The 20748-nt window shown below is 41.1% G+C and carries 18 protein-coding genes, 1 other RNA gene and 1 pseudogene; 18 read left to right on the top strand and 2 right to left on the bottom strand.

What is annotated here, in order from left to right:
- Positions 1-108 precede the first annotated feature (108 nt).
- Positions 109-2088: pseudogene (locus TZ91_RS07775) on the top strand (peptide ABC transporter substrate-binding protein).
- Positions 2089-2229: 141 nt separating this feature from the next.
- Here the strand turns inward: TZ91_RS07775 and pbp1a are convergent.
- Both pbp1a and recU read right to left on the bottom strand, forming a co-directional pair.
- Positions 2230-4416, bottom strand: a complete 2187-nt coding sequence (gene pbp1a / locus TZ91_RS07770) for a penicillin-binding protein PBP1A (protein ID WP_033686430.1) — start codon at positions 4414-4416, stop codon at positions 2230-2232.
- Positions 4413-5009, bottom strand: a complete 597-nt coding sequence (recU, locus tag TZ91_RS07765) for a Holliday junction resolvase RecU (protein WP_033685492.1) — start codon at positions 5007-5009, stop codon at positions 4413-4415. Before recU ends, pbp1a begins: the two co-directional genes overlap by 4 nt.
- Positions 5010-5075: 66 nt before the next feature.
- Between recU and TZ91_RS07760 the strand changes: the two genes are divergently transcribed.
- The 17 genes from TZ91_RS07760 to tig all read left to right on the top strand — a co-directional run bounded on the left by TZ91_RS07760 (position 5076) and on the right by tig (position 20684).
- A complete protein-coding gene (locus TZ91_RS07760) occupies positions 5076-5603 on the top strand; it encodes an SLOG family protein (protein ID WP_033686431.1) in 528 nt (175 codons plus the stop codon).
- Positions 5604-5675: 72 nt separating this feature from the next.
- Positions 5676-6005, top strand: coding sequence for a cell division regulator GpsB (gene gpsB / locus TZ91_RS07755; RefSeq protein WP_000146534.1), 330 nt, complete (start codon positions 5676-5678; stop codon positions 6003-6005).
- Between the two features lie 20 nt (positions 6006-6025).
- Positions 6026-6407: RNase P RNA component class B (gene rnpB / locus TZ91_RS10235), an RNA gene on the top strand.
- 84 nt (positions 6408-6491) lie between these two features.
- Positions 6492-7649 carry a THUMP domain-containing class I SAM-dependent RNA methyltransferase gene (locus tag TZ91_RS07745; protein WP_033686434.1) on the top strand — a complete coding sequence of 386 codons (1158 nt, stop codon included), beginning with the start codon at positions 6492-6494 and terminating at the stop codon, positions 7647-7649.
- Positions 7650-7661: 12 nt separating this feature from the next.
- Positions 7662-9071, top strand: coding sequence for a cell division site-positioning protein MapZ (mapZ, locus tag TZ91_RS07740; RefSeq protein WP_020903408.1), 1410 nt, complete (start codon positions 7662-7664; stop codon positions 9069-9071).
- A gap of 75 nt (positions 9072-9146) precedes the next feature.
- The gene (gene gndA, locus TZ91_RS07735) at positions 9147-10571 is read left to right on the top strand and encodes an NADP-dependent phosphogluconate dehydrogenase (protein WP_000158778.1); all 1425 of its coding nucleotides are present in this window, start codon (positions 9147-9149) and stop codon (positions 10569-10571) included.
- Positions 10572-10582: 11 nt separating this feature from the next.
- The gene (locus TZ91_RS07730) at positions 10583-11272 is read left to right on the top strand and encodes a response regulator transcription factor (protein ID WP_033686437.1); all 690 of its coding nucleotides are present in this window, start codon (positions 10583-10585) and stop codon (positions 11270-11272) included.
- Positions 11273-11372: 100 nt separating this feature from the next.
- Complete coding sequence (locus TZ91_RS07725; RefSeq protein ID WP_033686438.1) at positions 11373-12314, top strand: PspC-like choline-binding domain-containing protein; 942 nt, start codon at positions 11373-11375, stop codon at positions 12312-12314.
- 122 nt (positions 12315-12436) lie between these two features.
- Positions 12437-13315, top strand: a complete 879-nt coding sequence (gene mvk / locus TZ91_RS07720; protein ID WP_045597520.1) for a mevalonate kinase — start codon at positions 12437-12439, stop codon at positions 13313-13315.
- Positions 13297-14250, top strand: coding sequence for a diphosphomevalonate decarboxylase (mvaD, locus tag TZ91_RS07715; RefSeq protein WP_033686440.1), 954 nt, complete (start codon positions 13297-13299; stop codon positions 14248-14250). Before mvk ends, mvaD begins: the two co-directional genes overlap by 19 nt.
- The gene (locus TZ91_RS07710; RefSeq protein ID WP_033686442.1) at positions 14237-15244 is read left to right on the top strand and encodes a phosphomevalonate kinase; all 1008 of its coding nucleotides are present in this window, start codon (positions 14237-14239) and stop codon (positions 15242-15244) included. Before mvaD ends, TZ91_RS07710 begins: the two co-directional genes overlap by 14 nt.
- Complete coding sequence (gene fni / locus TZ91_RS07705) at positions 15228-16238, top strand: type 2 isopentenyl-diphosphate Delta-isomerase (protein ID WP_033686443.1); 1011 nt, start codon at positions 15228-15230, stop codon at positions 16236-16238. Before TZ91_RS07710 ends, fni begins: the two co-directional genes overlap by 17 nt.
- Positions 16239-16314: 76 nt before the next feature.
- Positions 16315-17013: a cell wall-active antibiotics response protein LiaF gene (liaF, locus tag TZ91_RS07700; RefSeq protein ID WP_033686446.1), complete on the top strand. Its 699-nt coding sequence runs from the start codon at positions 16315-16317 to the stop codon at positions 17011-17013.
- Positions 17010-18005: an envelope stress sensor histidine kinase LiaS gene (locus TZ91_RS07695; protein ID WP_033686447.1), complete on the top strand. Its 996-nt coding sequence runs from the start codon at positions 17010-17012 to the stop codon at positions 18003-18005. Before liaF ends, TZ91_RS07695 begins: the two co-directional genes overlap by 4 nt.
- Before the next feature lie 13 nt (positions 18006-18018).
- Positions 18019-18651 (top strand): response regulator transcription factor, encoded by a 633-nt coding sequence (locus TZ91_RS07690; RefSeq protein ID WP_033686448.1) that lies wholly within the window; start codon positions 18019-18021, stop codon positions 18649-18651.
- Positions 18652-19308: a DNA alkylation repair protein gene (locus TZ91_RS07685; protein ID WP_033686449.1), complete on the top strand. Its 657-nt coding sequence runs from the start codon at positions 18652-18654 to the stop codon at positions 19306-19308.
- Between the two features lie 92 nt (positions 19309-19400).
- Positions 19401-20684, top strand: a complete 1284-nt coding sequence (gene tig / locus TZ91_RS07680) for a trigger factor (RefSeq protein WP_033686450.1) — start codon at positions 19401-19403, stop codon at positions 20682-20684.
- Positions 20685-20748: the final 64 nt, after the last annotated feature.

Here is a 20748-nt window from a genome sequence, read left to right as displayed (position 1 = left end):
AGAGACTGAATTGTAAGAATATATAATATAAATCAAAAAATTCAGAAAATTCTATTGACAGGACTTTAAAAAGGGTCTATAATGGATAGAAAAACAAAGGAGAATACCATGAAAACAAGGAAAGTATTGGCTCTTGCGGGAGTCACTTTATTAGCAGCTGGTGTCTTAGCGGCTTGTTCTGGTGGTTCTGCTACTAAAGGTGAGCAGACCTTCGCATTTACCTACGAGACAGACCCAGATAACCTCAACTATTTAACAACTGGTAAGGCAGCGACTGCTGACATTACTAGTAATGTAATTGATGGATTGCTTGAAAATGATAAATACGGGAACCTTATTCCCTCAATGGCAGAGGACTGGTCAGTTTCTAAGGATGGATTGACTTATACTTATAAGATTCGTCAGGATGCCAAGTGGTACACATCTGAGGGAGAAGAGTATGCTCCTGTTAAGGCTCAGGACTTTGTGACAGGTCTTAAATATGCGACAGATAAGAAATCTGAAGCTCTATACTTGGTACAGGATTCAATCAAAGGTTTGGATGCATACGCTAAAGGGGAAAATAAAGATTTCTCTCAAGTTGGGATTAAAGCTCTTGACGATCAAACAGTCCAATACACTTTGAACAAACCTGAAAGTTTTTGGAATTCTAAAACAACTATGGGTGTTTTAGCGCCAGTCAATGAAGAGTTTTTGAACTCAAAAGGGGATGATTTTGCCAAAGCTACGGATCCAAGTAGTATCTTGTATAATGGTCCTTATTTGTTGAAATCCATTGTAACCAAATCTACTGTTGAATTTGCAAAAAATCCTAACTACTGGGATAAAGACAATGTCCATATTGACAAAGTCAAATTGTCATTCTGGGATGGTCAAGATACTAGTAAACCTGCAGAAAACTTTAAAGATGGTAGCCTTTCAGCAGCTCGTCTCTATCCAACAAGTGCAAGTTTCGCAGAACTTGAGAAAGAGATGAAGGACAATATTGTCTATACGCAACAGGACTCTACGACTTATGTAGTAGGAACAAACATTGACCGTCAGTCCTATAAATATACTTCTAAGACTAGTGAAGAACAAAAGACCTCAACTAAAAAGGCTTTGTTAAACAAGGATTTCCGTCAGGCTATTGCCTTTGGATTTGACCGTACAGCCTATGCTTCTCAGCTAAATGGACAAACTGGAGCAAGCAAAATCTTACGTAATATCTTTGTTCCACCAACATTTGTTCAAGCAGATGGAAAAAACTTTGGTGATATGGTCAAAGAAAAATTGGTGACTTACGGGGATGAATGGAAGGATGTGAACCTGGCTGATGCTCAAGATGGTCTCTATAATCCAGAGAAAGCAAAGGCAGAATTTGCTAAAGCCAAATCAGCTCTACAAGCTGAGGGAGTACAGTTCCCAATTCACCTAGACATGCCAGTTGACCAAACAGCAACTACAAAAGTTCAGCGTGTCCAATCTATGAAACAATCCTTGGAAGCGACTTTATGATCTGATAATGTGGTTATTGATATTCAACAATTACAAAAAGATGACCTATTGAATGTTACTTTATTTGCACAAACTGCTGCTGGTGAGGATTGGGATCTTTCTGATAACGTTGGATGGGGACCAGACTTCTCAGATCCATCAACTTATCTTGACATCATCAAGCCTTCTGTAGGGGAAAATACGAGAACTTATCTAGGATTTGATTCAGGAAAAGACAATGAGGCGGCTAAGAAGGTTGGTCTCAATGATTATGATAAAATGGTCAATGAAGCAGGGGAAGAAACTACAGATATTACAAAACGGTATAACAAGTATGCCGAAGCTCAAGCATGGTTGACAGATAGTGCCCTAGTCATTCCAACGACATCTCGTACAGGTCGTCCAATCTTGTCTAAGATGGTACCATTCACTTTACCTTTCGCTTTCGCAGGTAACAAGGGGACAAGCGATCCGCTTCGATACAAATATCTTGAACTTCAAGACAAGGCAGTCACAGCAGATGAATATCAAAAAGCTCAAGATAAATGGATGAAAGAAAAAGAAGAATCCAATAAAAAAGCGCAAGAAGAACTTGCAAAACATGTGAAATAAGATAAAAAGAAGTTAGTTATTCGCTAACTTCTTTTGGTTTATCGAAAATGAGTTGAAACATCTTTTCACTTTCAAAGATTATGAAGTTAATTTTTTTGTAGAAAAAATCCTGAGTTTTTATTCTCAGGATTTTCTTTCATCTCACTGTTGTGGTTGCTGTTGAACTTGTGGATTTTGTGGCGTTGGTTGTACTGGTTGTGTCGGTTGAACAGCCTGACCAGCTTGTCCTTGGTTAGGATCAGTTGCTGGAGCATTATGTGGTTGTTGACCAACCGTCGTACTTGCCTGTGTAGTTGAACTTTCAGCTGTTGTGCTTGGAGTTTCTACCGTTTGTGTTTGTTGTGTTACTGAATTATTCCATGTGTTCTTGGCACTATTTTGGAAGACGAATTCTCCATTTCGGAATAGGCCGTCTGGCATCGTCCAATCTCCAGGTTGGTCATCTTCTGATAGATACGATATCATTGAGCGATAAACCTTAGCAGCAACTAGGAAACCATCTCCAACAATTGGAGTTAAACGATTTGAGTAACCAGTCCATACAGCCATAGAATACTTACGAGTATAACCTACAAACATTTCATCTGGAGCTACGTAGCCAGTGTTCTTGATATACTTTTCAATTTCGTCGTCAGTATAGTTAGAAGTACCTGTCTTACCTGCTTGTGGAAGCCATGGTAGGTAAGCACCACGTCCGGTTCCGTAAGCTAAAACAGTTTTCATCATTTCGGTCATCATATAGGCAGTAGTTTCTTTCATAGCTCGTGTACCAGCATCAGAAAATTCTTTTTCACTACCATCACTAAAGATGATTTTATTGATATACATTGGTTTGTGGTAAATACCACCATTAGCAAAGGCGGCATAAGCAGCAGCCATTTTTTCACTACTTGCACCGTACTGTTTGTTGGATTCAGTTGTGTTACTTGAAATGGCGTTTGCGTAATGCATGCTTGGATAGTCGATACCAAGACCATTAAGGAAGGTTTTAGCTCTATCTAGACCGACCTTATTCAAAGTCTCAACGGCTGTGACGTTTCGTGATTGTTGAAGAGCATACTGGATTGTAATGTTTCCAAAGTAGCCATGATCCCAGTTGTAGACTGGAGTATCAGTGCCAGGATAGTTATAAGGAACATCATGTACAATAGAAGCAGTAGAGTCATAGACTCCGTATTCTAAAGCGGGAGCATAGTCAGTGATTGGTTTCATAGTAGAACCCCAGTCACGATTGGTTTCAACGGCTTGGTTGATTCCGAAAGATACATTACTTGATTGGTGACGTGCCCCTAACTGAGCAATGACTTTACCATTTGTTACATCCACGATAGTGGAAGCTACTTGGAGTTCATCATCTGGATAAGCAACGTATTCATCTGTGTTATAAACATCCCAAAGTCTCTGTTGAACATTTTTGTCGACATTAGTATAGACTTCCATACCTGTGGTAAGAAGGTTGTAGCCCGTTTCTTGTTCGACTTGGTCGATTACTTCTTTGAGGTAGTTGTCCATATAGGCTGGGTAACTATTGGCTGACTTCAAGCTTTGAAGACCGTCAGTGATAGGCGTATTAATAGCTTTTTCGTAATCTTCTGCACTGATATATTTCTGTCCCTTCATTTCTGAAAGTACCAAGTTCCGACGCTCTAGAGCAGCTTCTGGGTGGGAATATGGATCATATTGGTTTGGTGCTTGAGGCATTCCAGCTAGGAGTGCTAACTGTGGTAAGCTTAAATCCTTCAAGTCTTTTCCATAGTAATTTTCGGCTGCGGTTTGCATTCCATAGTTACCGTTAGACATGTAGACTTTGTTGATGTAGTAGGTCAGGATTTCTTGCTTGGTTGCTTTTTGCTCTAATTGAACGGCTAGCCAAGCTTCTTGGGCTTTACGTGACAAGGTTTGATCGGCAGTTGAAGTAGAGAAATAAGTTAATTTAATCAATTGCTGAGTCAAGGTTGAAGCCCCTTGGAGCCCTCCTTTCCCTTGGAGGTTTCTCAATGCCGCACCCATGATACGAATGGTATCAACACCTCTATGATCAAAGAAACGGTGGTCTTCGATAGACACGATGGCCTTGACCAAATCAGTAGGAATTTCATTTGCTTGGGCATTTACGCGACGTTCAGATCCAAGGTCAGCAATCAGTTCGTTTTTGTTGTCATAAATCTTGCTAGAGGTTGTCGCAACTAATTTACTTTCAGATAAGGCTGGAGCCTTGCTAACAAAGTAGAGGAAGATACCTCCACCCAATAGAAATAATGCGATAAATAAGGTAAGAAATGTAATTCCAATATACTTTAAGAATCGCAGAATGGTTTGTTTATTCATCTTGTTTTACCACCTAGTAAACGTTCTTTGATAATATCGAGATAGGGAATTTGAGGGAAAGCTCCTTGCTTTATTAAATATCCGTATTCTTGAATATATCCAAGTGGCATTGATTTTTGACCCTTATCTTGATGATAAAAGCGAATCAAATCAAGTGCCGGCAACAAATAAGTTTCTTGTCGAGAAGAAAAATGAAGTAGTACGAAGCAAATGCCCTGCTGTTCTAGAACTTGTTCCATATGTTGAATCTGGTGAAGATGGAAGTTCTTCATTGGGATAGCATTTTTTTGCCGCGTTTCCTTGGCTTCAAAGTCAATGTAATGTCCTCTATATACGCCAGAGTAATCTGTTGTGGAAGCTTGTCTAAAGTAGGCTTCTACAATTTTGGCTCGACTACGTTGAGGATAGTCTACTCGAACAATCTGAACAGGCGTTGGCTTTTTATGGATAACTGCCATACCATGCGTCAGATAGTAGTCGTTTGTAGCGTTGATCATCTTTTCAAAAGTCATTCCTCGATTTGCGAAATTTTTTGGTTGAGAAATGGATGTTTGGCTTTTTTTTGATGAAATTTTATGAGGATAGTTGACCATATTTCTCCTTATTGGTACAATAACATCACTCTATTATACCATAAAAATAGAAAGAAAGGTGTAAAAATGACTACAGCTTTAATTATGGGATATTCTAATTTTGACTTGGGTTTGTTTAATGAAAAAGATATCAGGTTAAAAATTATAAAGAAAGCTATTCGTCGTGATTTAGAATGTTTAGCTGAAGAAGGGATTAAATGGCTGGTCTTTACAGGGAATTTGGGATTTGAATCCTGGGTTCTGGATGTCGCAAATGAAATGAAAGAAGAATATGATTTCAACCTAGCAACCATTTTTGATTTTGAAACACACGGGGAAAATTGGAATGAAGCGAATCAGCTTAAACTTAGCCAATTTAAGCAGGTAGATTTTGTCAAATATGCCTATCCTAAATATGAACATATGGTGCAACTACGAGACTACCAACGATTTTTACTGGAAAATACTGATTTAGCTTATTTTTTCTATGACCCAGAAAATGAGACTAAATTAAAATTTATAGACAATTTGATGAAAAATCAGGAAGGTTATCGTATAAAAAGGCTAACCTTTGAAGGCCTAAATGAGCTGGCAGAAAATTTTTCTGAAAAGTAAGGCTTTGACCTTGATTTTTGTTTGCCTTTTTTTATATAATAATACTATTAGAAACCGAGAATGGAGAGAGAGATGGCAAGTATTATTTTTTCAGCAAAAGATATTTTCGAGCAAGAGTTTGGACGTGAAGTCCGTGGATATAGTAAGGTTGAAGTTGATGAATTTTTGGACGATGTCATCAAGGACTACGAAACTTATGCTGCCTTAGTCAAGTCTCTCCGTCAAGAAATTGCAGAGTTGAAGGAAGAATTGTCTCGCAAACCTGAATCTGCACCGGTTCAAGCAGAACCACTTGAAATGACAGCAACAACTTCTATGACGAATTTTGATATTTTAAAACGTCTAAATCGTCTTGAGAAAGAAGTATTTGGTAAACAAATTTTGGATAACTCTGATTTATAAGAGCTTATTTGAGAAGTGCAATTTTTGGATAATCGCGTGAGGAGAATTTCTTTTCATGAGGAAAGTCCATGCTAGCACAGGCTGTGATGCCTGTAGTGTTTGTGCTAGGCGAAACCATAAGCCTAGGGACGAGAAATCGTTACGGCAGTTGAAATGGCTAAGTCTTTGGATAGGCCAGAGTAGGCTTGAAAGTGCCACAGTGACGGAGTCTTTCTGGAAACAGAGAGAGTGGAACGCGGTAAACCCCTCAAGCTAGCAACCCAAATTTCGGTCGGGGCATGGAGTACACGGAAACGAACGTAGTACTCTGACTGCTATCAGCTGTAAGTTGTTAGTGGTAGACAGATGATTATCGAAGGGAGTGGTCCTAGTCACTTCTGGAACAAAACATGGCTTATAGAAAATTGCATATAGGTTGGGGCTGAGAAAACTTTCTCAACCTCATTTTTTAAAGTGGACATACAGAAAGGTCTTATAAGACTGAAAATGGAAAAAGAATTTAATTTAATCGCTACTGCTGCAGCTGGTCTTGAGGCTGTCGTTGGTCGTGAAGTGCGAGAGTTGGGCTACGATTGTCAAGTTGAAAACGGACGTGTTCGTTTTCAAGGAGATGCGAAAGCCATCATCGAAACCAACCTCTGGCTTCGAGCGGCAGACCGTATCAAGATTATCGTAGGAACTTTCCCAGCTAAGACTTTTGAAGAGCTCTTTCAGGGAGTTTTCGCTCTAGATTGGGAAAATTATTTACCACTTGGAGCTCGATTTCCGATTTCAAAAGCCAAATGTGTGAAATCTAAACTACACAATGAACCCAGTGTTCAGGCTATTTCAAAGAAGGCCGTTGTTAAGAAATTGCAGAAACACTACGCCCGCCCAGAAGGTATTCCTCTGATGGAGAATGGCCCAGAGTTTAAGATTGAGGTTTCTATTCTCAAAGATGTAGTAACTGTCATGATTGATACGACAGGGACTAGCCTCTTTAAACGTGGCTATCGTACCGAAAAAGGTGGGGCTCCTATCAAGGAAAACATGGCAGCAGCTATTTTGCAACTCTCTAACTGGTATCCAGACAAACCCTTGATTGATCCGACCTGTGGTTCAGGAACTTTCTGTATCGAGGCAGTTATGATTGCTAGAAAGATGGCTCCTGGTCTTCGTCGCTCCTTTGCTTTTGAGGAATGGAACTGGATTAGTGATCGCTTGATCCAAGAAGTTCGTACTGAAGCAGCTAAGAAAGTGGATCGTGAGCTTGAGCTAGATATCATGGGCTGTGATATCGATGCTCGCATGGTGGAAATTGCTAAGGTCAATGCTCAGGCAGCAGGGGTTGCAGGAGATATTACCTTTAAGCAGATGCGCGTGCAGGATTTGCGTTCTGATAAAATCAATGGAGTGATTATCTCTAACCCGCCTTATGGGGAACGCTTGTCAGATGATGCAGGGGTTACCAAGCTTTATGCTGAGATGGGTCAAGTATTTGCACCGCTGAAAACGTGGAGCAAGTTTATCTTAACCAGTGATGAAGCCTTTGAGACCAAGTACGGTAGTCAGGCGGATAAGAAACGGAAGTTGTACAACGGAACTTTAAAAGTTGATTTGTATCAATATTTTGGTCAGCGTGTTAAACGTCAGGAAGTAAAGTAGGAAGGAAAACTCATGAGTAAGAAAAGACGGAATCGTCATAAAACAGAACATAAAGAAGCGCAATTTGATTTTGATGATGCCAAAGAGCTAACGGTTGGAGAAGCCATGCGAAAAAATGAAGAGGTGGAAGCAGGTGTGTTGCCTGGAGATTCTATCTTGGACAAGTATGTGAAACAACATAAAGATGAAATTGAGGCAGATAAGTTTGAAACACGTCAGTTTAGCAAGGATGATTTAGTTGAAAAAGAAGAGGTAGAGGAGACTCAGACTCTGGATAATTTGCTTCAAGAGCTTCGTGAGGAAACAGGAGTAACTTCTCCAGCTCCAGAAGATGAATTGCGTCAGTTTGATGATTTAGAATTAACACGAGTTTCAGAAGCTCCTCTTGTCGAAGAATTTGAGAAGGAAGAGGTACCATTAGTTGGAACGGAAGAGGCTCTCACGCGTTCTCGAGTCACAGATAGTGAAGATGGAAAAAGTAAGAAGAAATGGGTGCTTTACGGTATTCTAGCAGCCTTAGTGGTTCTTATCCTTGGAACTGGTTATTATGTTTATCGTCAAGTGGCTCGTTCGACCAAGGAAATCCAAACTTCTCAATCAACTACAAATACGCAGTCAGATGCGGAAGAATTCAATAATTTATATGATGCCTTCTATACAGATAGCAACAAAACGGCTTTGAAGAATAGCCAGTTTGATAAACTGAGTCAACTGAAAACCTTGCTTGATAAGCTAGAAGGTAGTCGTGAATATACGCTTGCAAAATCTAAGTATGATAGCCTAGCAACTCAAATCAAGGCCATTCAAGATGTCAATGCTCAATTTGAGAAACCAGCTATTATGGATGGTGTCTTGGATACTAACGCTAAAGCTAAATCAGATGCTAAATTTACAGATATTAAAACTGGAAATACGGAGCTTGATAAAGTTCTAGATAAGGCTATCAGCCTTGGTAAGAGCCAGCAAACAAGTGCTTCAAGCTCAAGTTCAAGTGAAACTAGCAGCTCAAGCTCTAGTCAAGCAAGCGAAAATACTGCTAGTGAGACAAGTCCAAGTAGCTCAAATACTGCATCAACTGAAACTAGAAGTACCCGCAGTGAAGTCAATATGGGTGTATCAAGTGCAGGAGTTGCTGTTCAAAGAAGTGCGAGTCGTGTTTCTTATAACCAGTCTGCTATTGATGATAGCAATAATTCTGCCTGGGATTTCGCGGATGGTGTCTTAGAACAAATTCTAGCGACTTCACGTTCACGTGGTTATATCACTGGTAACCAATATATCCTTGAACGTGTTAATATCGTTAATGGCAATGGTTATTACAACCTCTACAAGCCAGATGGAACCTATCTCTTTACCCTTAACTGTAAGACAGGATACTTTGTTGGAAATGGTTCTGGACATGCGGATGACTTGGACTACTAAGCAGTCGTTACAAAATTCTTTCTTTTCAAAAGTAAAAATGATAAAATAAAACAAATTAAACAAGAGGAGTGTCAAATGACAAAAGCTAACTTTGGTGTTGTTGGTATGGCCGTAATGGGTCGTAACCTTGCCCTTAATATTGAATCTCGTGGTTACACAGTTGCTATTTACAACCGTAGTAAAGAAAAAACTGAAGATGTAATTGCTTGCCATCCTGAAAAGAACTTTGTACCAAGCTATGACGTTGAAAGTTTTGTAAACTCAATCGAAAAACCTCGTCGTATCATGCTCATGGTTCAAGCTGGACCTGGTACAGATGCTACAATTCAAGCCCTTCTTCCACACCTTGACAAGGGTGATATCTTGATCGACGGAGGAAACACTTTCTACAAAGATACCATCCGTCGTAATGAAGAATTGGCAAACTCAGGTATCAACTTTATCGGTACTGGGGTTTCTGGTGGTGAAAAAGGTGCCCTAGAAGGTCCTTCTATCATGCCTGGTGGACAAAAAGAGGCCTACGAATTGGTTGCGGATGTTCTTGAAGAAATCTCAGCTAAAGCACCAGAAGATGGCAAACCATGTGTGACTTATATCGGTCCTGATGGAGCTGGTCACTATGTGAAAATGGTTCACAACGGTATCGAGTATGGTGATATGCAATTGATCGCAGAAAGTTATGACTTGATGCAACACTTGCTAGGCCTTTCAGCAGAAGATATGGCTGAAATCTTTACTGAGTGGAACAAGGGTGAATTGGACAGCTACTTGATCGAAATCACAGCTGATATCTTGAGCCGTAAAGACGATGAAGGTCAAGATGGACCAATCGTAGACTACATCCTTGATGCCGCAGGTAACAAGGGAACTGGTAAATGGACTAGCCAATCATCACTTGACCTTGGTGTGCCATTGTCACTCATCACTGAGTCAGTATTTGCACGTTACATTTCAACTTACAAAGAAGAACGTGTACATGCTAGCAAGGTTCTTCCAAAACCAGCTGCCTTCAAATTTGAAGGAGACAAGGCTGAGTTGATTGAAAAGATCCGTCAAGCCCTTTACTTCTCAAAAATCATTTCATACGCACAAGGTTTTGCTCAATTGCGTGTAGCTTCTAAAGAAAATAACTGGAACTTGCCATTTGCAGACATCGCATCTATCTGGCGTGATGGCTGTATCATCCGTTCTCGTTTCTTGCAAAAGATTACAGATGCTTACAACCGTGATGCAGATCTTGCCAACCTTCTTTTGGATGAGTACTTCTTGGATGTTACTGCTAAGTACCAACAAGCAGTGCGTGATATCGTAGCTCTTGCTGTTCAAGCTGGTGTGCCAGTGCCAACTTTCTCAGCAGCTATTACTTACTTTGATAGCTACCGTTCAGCTGACCTTCCAGCTAACTTGATCCAAGCGCAACGTGACTACTTTGGTGCCCACACTTACCAACGTAAAGACAAAGAAGGAACATTCCACTACTCTTGGTATGACGAAAAATAAGTAGGTCTGCCATGGGGAAACGGATTTTATTACTTGAGAAAGAACGAAATCTAGCTCATTTTTTAAGTTTGGAACTCCAAAAAGAGCAATACCGAGTTGATCAGGTTGAGGAGGGGCAAAAAGCCCTCTCCATGGCTCTTCAGACAGACTATGACTTGATTTTATTGAATGCTCGTCTGGGGGATATGACAGCCCAGGATTTTGCAGACAAGCTGAGTCGGACTAAGCCAGCCTCAGTGATTATGGTCTTGGACCATCGCGAAGAATTGCAAGATCAGATTGAGACAATCCAACGCTTTGCCGTTTCTTACATCTATAAGCCGGTTATTATTGACAATCTGGTAGCTCGTATTTCAGCGATTTTCCGAGGTAGGGACTTCATCGACCAACACTGTAGTCAGATGAAGGTTCCAACGTCTTACCGTAATCTGCGTATGGATGTAGAGCATCATACCGTTTATCGTGGCGAGGAAATGATTGCTCTGACTCGTCGTGAGTATGACCTTTTGGCCACTCTTATGGGAAGCAAGAAAGTTCTGACTCGTGAGCAGTTGTTGGAAAGTGTCTGGAAGTATGAAAGTGCGACCGAAACCAATATCGTGGATGTCTATATCCGTTATCTACGTAGCAAGCTTGATGTAAAAGGTCAAAAAAGTTACATTAAAACCGTTCGTGGTGTCGGTTACACCATGCAAGAATAGAAAAGCAGTTGCAGTTATGTAACTGCTTTTTATATGAGTTTTTTTATATATTGACATACGATTTTGCATTTGCTACAATCAGCTATGGAGGATAGGTCTAATGAAAATAATAAAAAAATTGATGCAAATTGCATTAGCAGTCTTTTTCTTCGGTTTGTTAGCAACAAGTGCAGTATTGGCGGATGATGCTGATTTAGAAGGTTGGAAATTTGTCCAAGAAAATGGTAGAACTTACTACAAGAAGGGTGAAATCAAAGAAAAGGCTTGGCGAGTGATTGATGGCAAGACCTATTATTTTGATCATGTATCAGGAGAAATGGTTGTCGGCTGGCAATATATCCCGTTTCCATCTAAAGGTAGTACAATTGGTCCTTACCCAAATGGTTTAAGATTAGAATCTATGCCAATGCCACAATGGTACTACTTTAACCAAGATGGGGTTCTTCAAGAATTTGTTGGCAAGCAAGTTTTAGAGGCAAAAACTGCTACAAATACCAACAAACATCATGGGGAACAATATGATAGTTCAGCAGAGAAACGAGTCTATTATTTTGAAGATCAACGTAGTTATCATACTTTAAAAACTGGTTGGATTTCTGACGAAGGACATTGGTATTATTTACAGAAGGATAGTGGCTTTGATGCTCGTATCGACAGTTTGACGGTTGGGGAGCTAGTGCGTGGTTGGACCAATGATAACTCAACTTGGTACTATCTAGATCCAATAACTGCTACAATGCAAACTGGTTGGAAACAACTTGGCAATAAGTGGTACTACTTCCGTTCATCAGGTGCAATGGCAATTGGCTGGTATCAAGAAGGCTCAACTTGGTATTATTTAGACCAGTCAAATGGTGATATGAAAATTGGCTGGCAATACCTCGGTAACAAGTGGTACTATCTCCGTTCATCAGGAACTATGGCAACTGGCTGGTTCCAGGTCAATGGCAAATGGTACTATGCTTATAGCTCAGGTGCTTTAGCAGTGAATACCACTGTAGATGGCTATTCTGTCAACTATAATGGCGAATGGATTCAATAATGAAAGAGGCGATTGTGAAGGAAACAATCGCTTTTTTTGTGAAAATATAATAAAATAGATAGGAAAGAATAAACACTTGTATGAAAAAATGAGACGGCTTTTTCGTCTAGTAAAAGGATAACATGACAAAAAAGGTTGGTGTCGGTCAGGCACATAGTAAGATTATTTTAATAGGGGAGCATGCGGTCGTTTACGGCTATCCTGCTATTTCCTTGCCTCTTTTGGAGGTGGAGGTGACTTGTAAAGTAGTTCCTGCAGAAAGTCCTTGGCGCCTCTATGAGGAGGATACCTTGTCCATGGCAGTTTATGCTTCTCTGGAGTATTTGAATATCAAAGAAGCCTGCATTCGTTGTGAGATTGACTCGGATATCCCTGAAAAACGGGGAATGGGTTCGTCAGCAGCTATCAGCATAGCGGCCATTCGTGCGGTTTTTGATTACTATCAAGCAGAACTGCCTCATGATGTACTAGAAATATTGGTCAATCGGGCGGAGATGATTGCACATATGAATCCTAGTGGTTTGGATGCTAAGACCTGTCTTAGTGACCAACCTATTCGCTTTATTAAGAATGTAGGATTTACAGAGCTTGAGATGGATCTATCAGCCTATTTAGTGATTGCAGATACGGGCGTTTATGGTCACACTCGTGAAGCCATCCAAGTGGTTCAAAGCAAGGGCAAGGATGCCTTACCGTTTTTGCATGCCTTGGGAGAATTAACTCGGCAGGCAGAAGAAGCGATTTCACGAAAAGATGCTGAAGGGCTGGGACAAATCCTTAGTCAAGCGCATTTGCATTTAAAAGAAATTGGTGTTAGTAGTCCTGAGGCAGATTCTTTGGTTGAAACGGCTCTTAAACATGGAGCTCTGGGTGCCAAGATGAGCGGTGGTGGGCTTGGAGGCTGTATCATAGCCTTGGCACCCAATTTGCCACACGCACAAGAACTAGCAGAAAGATTAGAAGAGAAAGGAGCTGTTCAGATATGGATAGAGAGCCTGTAACAGTACGTTCCTACGCAAATATTGCTATTATCAAATATTGGGGAAAGAAAAAAGAAAAAGAGATGGTGCCTGCTACTAGCAGTATCTCTCTGACCTTGGAAAATATGTATACGGAGACGACCTTGTCGCCTTTACCAACGGATGCGACTGCTGATGCATTTTATATCAATGGTCAGTTACAAAATGAGGTTGAGCATGCCAAGATGAGCAAGATTATTGACCGCTACCGTCCAGATGGTGATGGCTTTGTTCGTATTGATACTCAAAACAATATGCCTACCGCAGCGGGCTTGTCTTCAAGTTCTAGTGGTTTATCCGCCTTAGTTAAGGCTTGCAATGCTTATTTCAAGCTTGGCTTGGATAGAAGTCAGTTGGCACAGGAGGCTAAGTTTGCCTCAGGTTCTTCCTCTCGGAGTTTTTATGGACCGCTAGGTGCCTGGGACAAGGATAGCGGGGAAATTTACCTTGTAGAGACAGACTTGAAACTAGCTATGATTATGTTGGTGCTAGAGGATAAGAAAAAACCAATCTCTAGCCGTGACGGGATGAAACTTTGTGTGGAAACCTCGACGACCTTTGATGACTGGGTGCGTCAGTCTGAGAAGGATTATCAGGATATGCTGGTTTATCTCAAAGAGAACGACTTTGCTAAGGTTGGGGAATTAACGGAGAAAAATGCCCTGGCTATGCACGCTACGACCAAAACAGCATCACCAGCCTTTTCTTATCTGACGGATGCAAGCTATGAAGCAATGGACTTTGTCCGCCAGCTTCGTGAGCAAGGGGAAGCCTGCTACTTTACTATGGATGCTGGTCCCAATGTCAAGGTTCTCTGTCAAGAGAAAGACTTGGAGCATTTATCAGAAATCTTCGGTCAACGTTATCGCTTGATTGTGTCAAAAACAAAGGATTTGAGTCAAGATGATTGCTGTTAAAACTTGCGGAAAACTCTATTGGGCAGGTGAATATGCTATTTTAGAGCCAGGGCAGTTGGCCTTGATAAAGGCCATTCCTATCTATATGAAGGGAGAGATTGCTTTTTCTGATAGTTATCGTATCTATTCGGATCTGTTTGATTTTGCAGTGGATTTGACACCAAATCCTGACTATAGCTTGATTCAAGAAACGATTGCTTTAGTGGAAGATTTCCTCGCCAATCGTGGGCAGACCTTGCGACCTTTTTCTTTGGAAATCCGAGGAAAAATGGAAAGAGAAGGGAAAAAGTTTGGTTTAGGTTCTAGCGGTAGCGTCGTTGTCTTGGTCATCAAGGCTCTGCTAGCTCTATATAATCTTTCGGTTGATCAGGATCTCTTGTTCAAGCTGGCCAGTGCTGTCTTGCTTAAGCGCGGAGACAATGGTTCTATGGGGGACATTGCCTGTATTGTGGCAGAGGATTTGGTTCTCTACCAGTCATTTGATCGCCAAAAGGTAGCAGATTGGTTGAAAGAAGAAAATTTGGCGACAGTTTTGGAACGTGATTGGGGATTTTCAATTTCACAAGTGCGACCAGCCCTAGAATGTGATTTCTTAGTGGGATGGACCAAGGAAGTGGCTGTATCGAGTCACATGGTTCAACAAATCAAGCAAAATATCAATCAGAATTTTTTAAGTTCCTCAAAAGAAACGGTGGTTTCTTTGGTAGAAGCCTTGGAGCAGGGGGAATCAGAAATAATTATCGAGCAAGTAGAAGGAGCCAGTAAGCTCTTAGAAAGCTTGAGTGCAGATATTTACACACCTTCACTTAGACAGTTGAAAGAAGCCAGTCAAGATTTGCAGGCTGTTGCCAAGAGTAGCGGCGCTGGTGGTGGTGATTGTGGTATTGCCTTGAGTTTTGATGAGCAATCAACTGAAACCCTAAAAAACCGTTGGGCCGATCTGGGGATTGAGCTCTTATACCAAGAAAGGATGGGACATGACGACAAATCGTAAGGATGAGCACATCCGCTATGCCCTTGAGCAGAAAAGTTCCTACAACAGCTTTGATGAGGTGGAGTTGATTCATTCTTCCTTGCCTCTTTACGACCTGGATGAAATCGATCTGTCGACAGAGTTTGCTGGTCGAAAGTGGGATTTTCCTTTCTATATCAATGCCATGACGGGTGGGAGTGAAAAAGGTAAAGAAATCAATCAAAAACTAGCTCAGGTGGCGGACGCCTGTGGGATTTTGTTTGTGACGGGATCTTATAGCGCAGCCCTCAAAGATTCAACAGATGACTCTTTTTCTGTCAAGTCTAGTCATCCAAATCTCCTCCTTGGAACCAATATTGGATTGGACAAGCCTGTCGAATTAGGTCTTCAGACTGTAGATGAGATGACCCCTCTTCTCCTGCAAGTGCATGTCAATGTCATGCAGGAATTACTCATGCCTGAGGGAGAAAGGAAGTTCAGATGCTGGCAATCGAATCTGGCAGACTATAGTAAGCAAATCCCCGTTCCGATTGTCCTCAAGGAAGTGGGCTTTGGAATGGATGTGAAGACCATCGAAAGAGCCTATGAATTGGGTGTTCGTACAGTGGATCTATCAGGTCGTGGTGGTACCAGCTTTGCCTATATTGAAAACCGTCGCAGTGGTCAGCGTGATTATCTCAATCAATGGGGCCAGTCTACCATGCAAGCCCTTCTCAATGCCCAAGACTGGAAAGATAAGGTCGAACTTTTGGTTAGCGGAGGTGTTCGCAATCCGCTGGATATGATTAAGTGTTTGGTCTTTGGCGCAAAGGCTGTAGGGCTGTCACGAACCGTTCTGGAATTGGTTGAAACCTATTCAGTCGAAGAAGTGATTGATATTATCCAAGGCTGGAAAGCGGATTTACGCTTAATCATGTGTGCTCTTAATTGTGCTACCATAGCAGGTTTGCAAAGCGTAGATTACATTCTTTATGGAAAATTAAAAGAAGCAAAGGATCAGATGAAAAAGGCGTAACCACCGCCTTTTTTCCATCTTCAGACCGAGGTGGCTTTTTTGAATTGTGATAAAATAGAAAGGAGAGGATGAACCTATGAGAAAATTTAAAATCTTTTTATTTATCGAAGCCTGTCTGTTGACGGGAGCTCTGATGTTGATGGTTTCAGAGCATTTTTCGCGTTTTCTGCTGATTCTATTCCTCTTTTTACTTTTGATTCGCTATTACACTGGTAAAGAGGGAAATAACCTTCTGTTGGTAGTGGCAAGCATTCTCTTCTTTTTCATCGTTATGCTCAATCCTTTTGTGATTCTAGCTATTTTTGTTGCGGTTATATACAGCCTCTTTCTTCTTTATCCGATGATGAACCAGGAAAAAGAGCAAACAAATTTAGTTTTTGAAGAGGTGGTAACGGTTAAGAAGGAAAAAAATCGTTGGTTTGGGAATCTCCATCATTTTTCAAGTTATCAGACTTGCCAGTTTGATGATATCAATCTCTTTCGTCTTATGGGTAAAGACACCATTCATCTGGAGAGGGTGATTCTAACCAATCATGATAATGTTATTATCCTCAGAAAGATAGTAGGAACGACCAAAATCATTGTGCCTGTTGATGTGGAAGTTAGTCTCAGTGTTAACTGTCTCTATGGGGATTTGACTTTTTTCAATCAGCCCAAGCGTGCTCTCCGCAATGAACACTATCATCAGGAAACGAGAGATTATCTCAAGAGTAACAAGAGCGTCAAGATTCTCTTGACCACTATGATTGGCGATGTGGAGGTGGTCAGAGGATGAAAAAACAAGCTTATATAATCATTGCCCTCACCTCTGTCCTATTTGTCTTATTTCTATCTCACAGCTTGTTGGAAATCCTTGATTTTGACTGGTCTATCTTTATGCAAGATGTCGAAAAAACAGAAAAATTTGTCTTTTTGTTGTTGGTATTCAGCATGTCCATGACCTGTCTTTTAGCCATGTTTTGGCGAGGAGTTGAAGAGCTTTCCCTAAGAAAAATGCAGGCTAATCTCAAGCGTTTGTTGGCAGGGCAAGAAGTGGTTCAGGCTGCAGATCCAGATTTGGATGCCAGTTTCAAGTCCTTGTCAGGTAAACTTAATCTTTTGACAGAAGCTCTTCAAAAGGCTGAAAATCACAGCCTTGCTCAGGAAGAGGAAATCATCGAGAAAGAACGGAAGCGGATTGCTCGGGATTTGCACGATACAGTCAGTCAGGAGTTGTTTGCGGCCCACATGATTTTATCGGGTATCAGTCAGCAGGCTTTGAAATTGGAAAGAGAAAAGATGCAGATCCAGTTGCAGAGCGTCACAGCTATTTTAGAAACAGCCCAGAAGGATTTACGGGTCTTGCTCTTGCATTTGCGACCAGTTGAACTGGAACAGAAGAGTCTGGTTGAGGGAATCCAAATCCTCTTAAAAGAGCTTGAGGACAGGAGTGATCTCAGAGTTAGTCTTAAGCAAAATGTAACGAAATTGCCTAAGAAAATCGAGGAGCATATCTTCCGTATCCTGCAAGAGTTGATCAGCAATACCCTTCGCCATGCCCAGGCCTCTTGTTTGGATGTCTATCTCTATCAGACAGATTTTGAATTGCAACTGAAGGTGGTGGATAATGGGATTGGTTTCCAGTTAGGGAGTTTAGACGACTTGAGTTATGGACTCCGCAATATCAAGGAGCGGGTTGAAGATATGGCAGGGACAGTTCAGTTATTAACAGCTCCCAAGCAAGGGCTGGCAGTTGATATCCGTATACCCCTCCTCGATAAGGAATGATAAAGGAGTAAAGATGAAAATTTTACTAGTAGATGACCATGAAATGGTTCGATTGGGCTTGAAAAGCTACTTTGACCTCCAAGATGATGTAGAAGTTGTGGGTGAGGCGTCCAACGGATCTCAAGGCATTGACTTAGCCTTGGAATTGCGTCCGGATGTCATTGTCATGGATATCGTCATGCCTGAGATGAATGGGATTGATGCGACCTTGGCTATCCTCAAAGAATGGCCTGAAGCCAAGATTTTGATTGTGACTTCTTATCTAGATAATGAAAAAATCATGCCAGTCTTGAATGCTGGTGCTAGGGGATATATGCTCAAGACTTCTAGTGCAGACGAACTACTCCATGCTGTTCGTAAGGTGGCTGCTGGCGAGTTGGCCATTGAGCAAGAGGTCAGCAAGAAGGTCGAATACCACCGCAATCACATAGAACTACATGAGGACTTGACTGCGCGTGAGCGAGATGTTCTCCAACTCATCGCCAAGGGCTACGAAAATCAGCGTATCGCAGATGAACTTTTTATCTCTCTCAAGACGGTCAAGACCCATGTGTCCAATATCCTAGCCAAACTTGAGGTCAGCGATCGTACCCAGGCTGCAGTCTATGCCTTTCAGCACCACTTGGTGGGGCGTGAGGAGTTTTAGATGAGTCTAACAGATTTACTTGTTGAGCTAGAAGCAGCAAAAGATTCAAAAAAGGCAGGGCCCATGGAAGCCTATATGCGCCATCAGTTTTTCTTCCTAGGTATAGCGGCTCCTGAAAGAAATGCACTCTATAAAAAATACTTTCCAAAAGCGAAAAAAACAAAGATTATAGACTGGAATTTTGTAGATACTTGCTGGAGAAAGGAGCCTAGAGAATACCAATATGTGGCTGCTAATTATTTGAAAGCAATGCAGTCTTATCTAACGGAGAACGATTTACCTAAGCTTGAGCGGTTAGTCGTCACAAAATCCTGGTGGGATACCGTAGATATCCTAGATCGAGTAGTAGGGAGTTTGGTGTATGACCACCCTGAACTAGAAGAAATAATCTTAAAATGGAGCCTATCAGATAATATCTGGCTGAGACGTGTCGCTATTGACCACCAGCTGTTAAGAAAAGAGAAGACCAATATTCAATTAATGGAAAAGATTCTGCTTCATAATTTGAACCAAACAGAATTCTTTATCAATAAAGCCATTGGTTGGGCTCTAAGAGACTACTCCAAAACCAATCCAACTTGGGTAGCAGGCTTCATTGAGAAAAACAAGGAAAGAATGGCTGACCTTAGTATCAAAGAAGCAAGCAAGTACCTCTAGAGTGATTGAAGAGCGCATTCATTACTTGAAAAAAGTCGCCCATTTATGTTATAATAGACTGTATTTAAAAAATTTTAAGGAGAAATGACAGAATGTCTGTATCATTTGAAAACAAAGAAACAAACCGTGGTGTCTTGACTTTCACTATCTCTCAAGACCAAATCAAACCAGAATTGGACCGTGTCTTCAACTCAGTGAAGAAATCTCTTAATGTTCCAGGTTTCCGTAAAGGTCACCTTCCACGCCCTATCTTCGACAAAAAATTTGGTGAAGAGTCACTTTACCAAGACGTTATGAACGCTCTTTTGCCAAATGCTTATGAAGCAGCTGTAAAAGAAGCTGGTCTTGAAGTCGTTGCTCAACCAAAAATTGACGTCACTTCAATGGAAAAAGGTCAAGACTGGGTTATCACTGCTGAAGTTGTTACAAAACCTGAAGTAAAATTGGGTGACTACAAAAACCTTGAAGTATCAGTTGATGTAGAAAAAGAAGTAACTGACGCTGACGTTGAAGAGCGTATCGAACGCGAACGCAACAACTTGGCTGAATTGGTTATCAAAGAAGCTGCTGCTGAAAACGGCGACACTGTTGTCATCGACTTCGTTGGTTCTATTGACGGTGTTGAATTTGATGGCGGAAAAGGTGAAAACTTCTCACTTGGACTTGGTTCAGGTCAATTCATCCCAGGTTTCGAAGACCAATTGGTAGGTCACTCAGCTGGTGAAACTGTTGATGTTATCGTAACATTCCCAGAAGACTACCAAGCAGAAGACCTTGCAGGTAAAGAAGCTAAATTCGTAACAACTATCCACGAAGTAAAAGCTAAAGAAGTTCCAGCTCTTGACGATGAGCTTGCAAAAGACATCGACGAAGAAGTTGAAACACTTGCTGAATTGAAAGAAAAATACCGCAAGGAATTGGCTGCTGCTAAAGAAGAAGCTTACAAAGATGCAGTAGAAGGTGCAGCAATCGATAAAGCTGTAGAAAACGCTGAAATCGTAGAACTTCCAGAAGAAATGATTCACGAAGAAGTTCACCGCTCAGTAAACGAATTCCTTGGAAACTTGCAACGTCAAGGTATCAACCCTGACATGTACTTCCAAATCACTGGAACTACTCAAGAAGACCTTCACAATCAATACCAAGCAGAAGCTGAGTCACGTACTAAGACTAACCTTGTTATTGAAGCAGTTGCCAAAGCTGAAGGATTTGATGCTTCAGAAGAAGAAATCCAAAAAGAAATCGAGCAATTGGCTACAGACTACAACATGGAAGTTGCACAAGTACAAAGCTTGCTTTCAGCTGATATGTTGAAACACGATATCACAATCAAAAAAGCTGTTGAGTTGATTACAAGCACAGCAACAGTTAAATAATCTCATACTCTTCGAAAATCTCTTCAAACCACGTCAGCGTCGCCTTACCGTACTCAAGTACAGC

It is taken from the genome of Streptococcus mitis (assembly GCF_000960025.1).
In the GTDB taxonomy this organism is placed as follows: Bacteria; Bacillota; Bacilli; order Lactobacillales; family Streptococcaceae; genus Streptococcus; species Streptococcus mitis_DH.
Note: the sequence above shows the minus strand (reverse complement) of the source record. Positions and strands in the feature narration are given on the sequence as shown.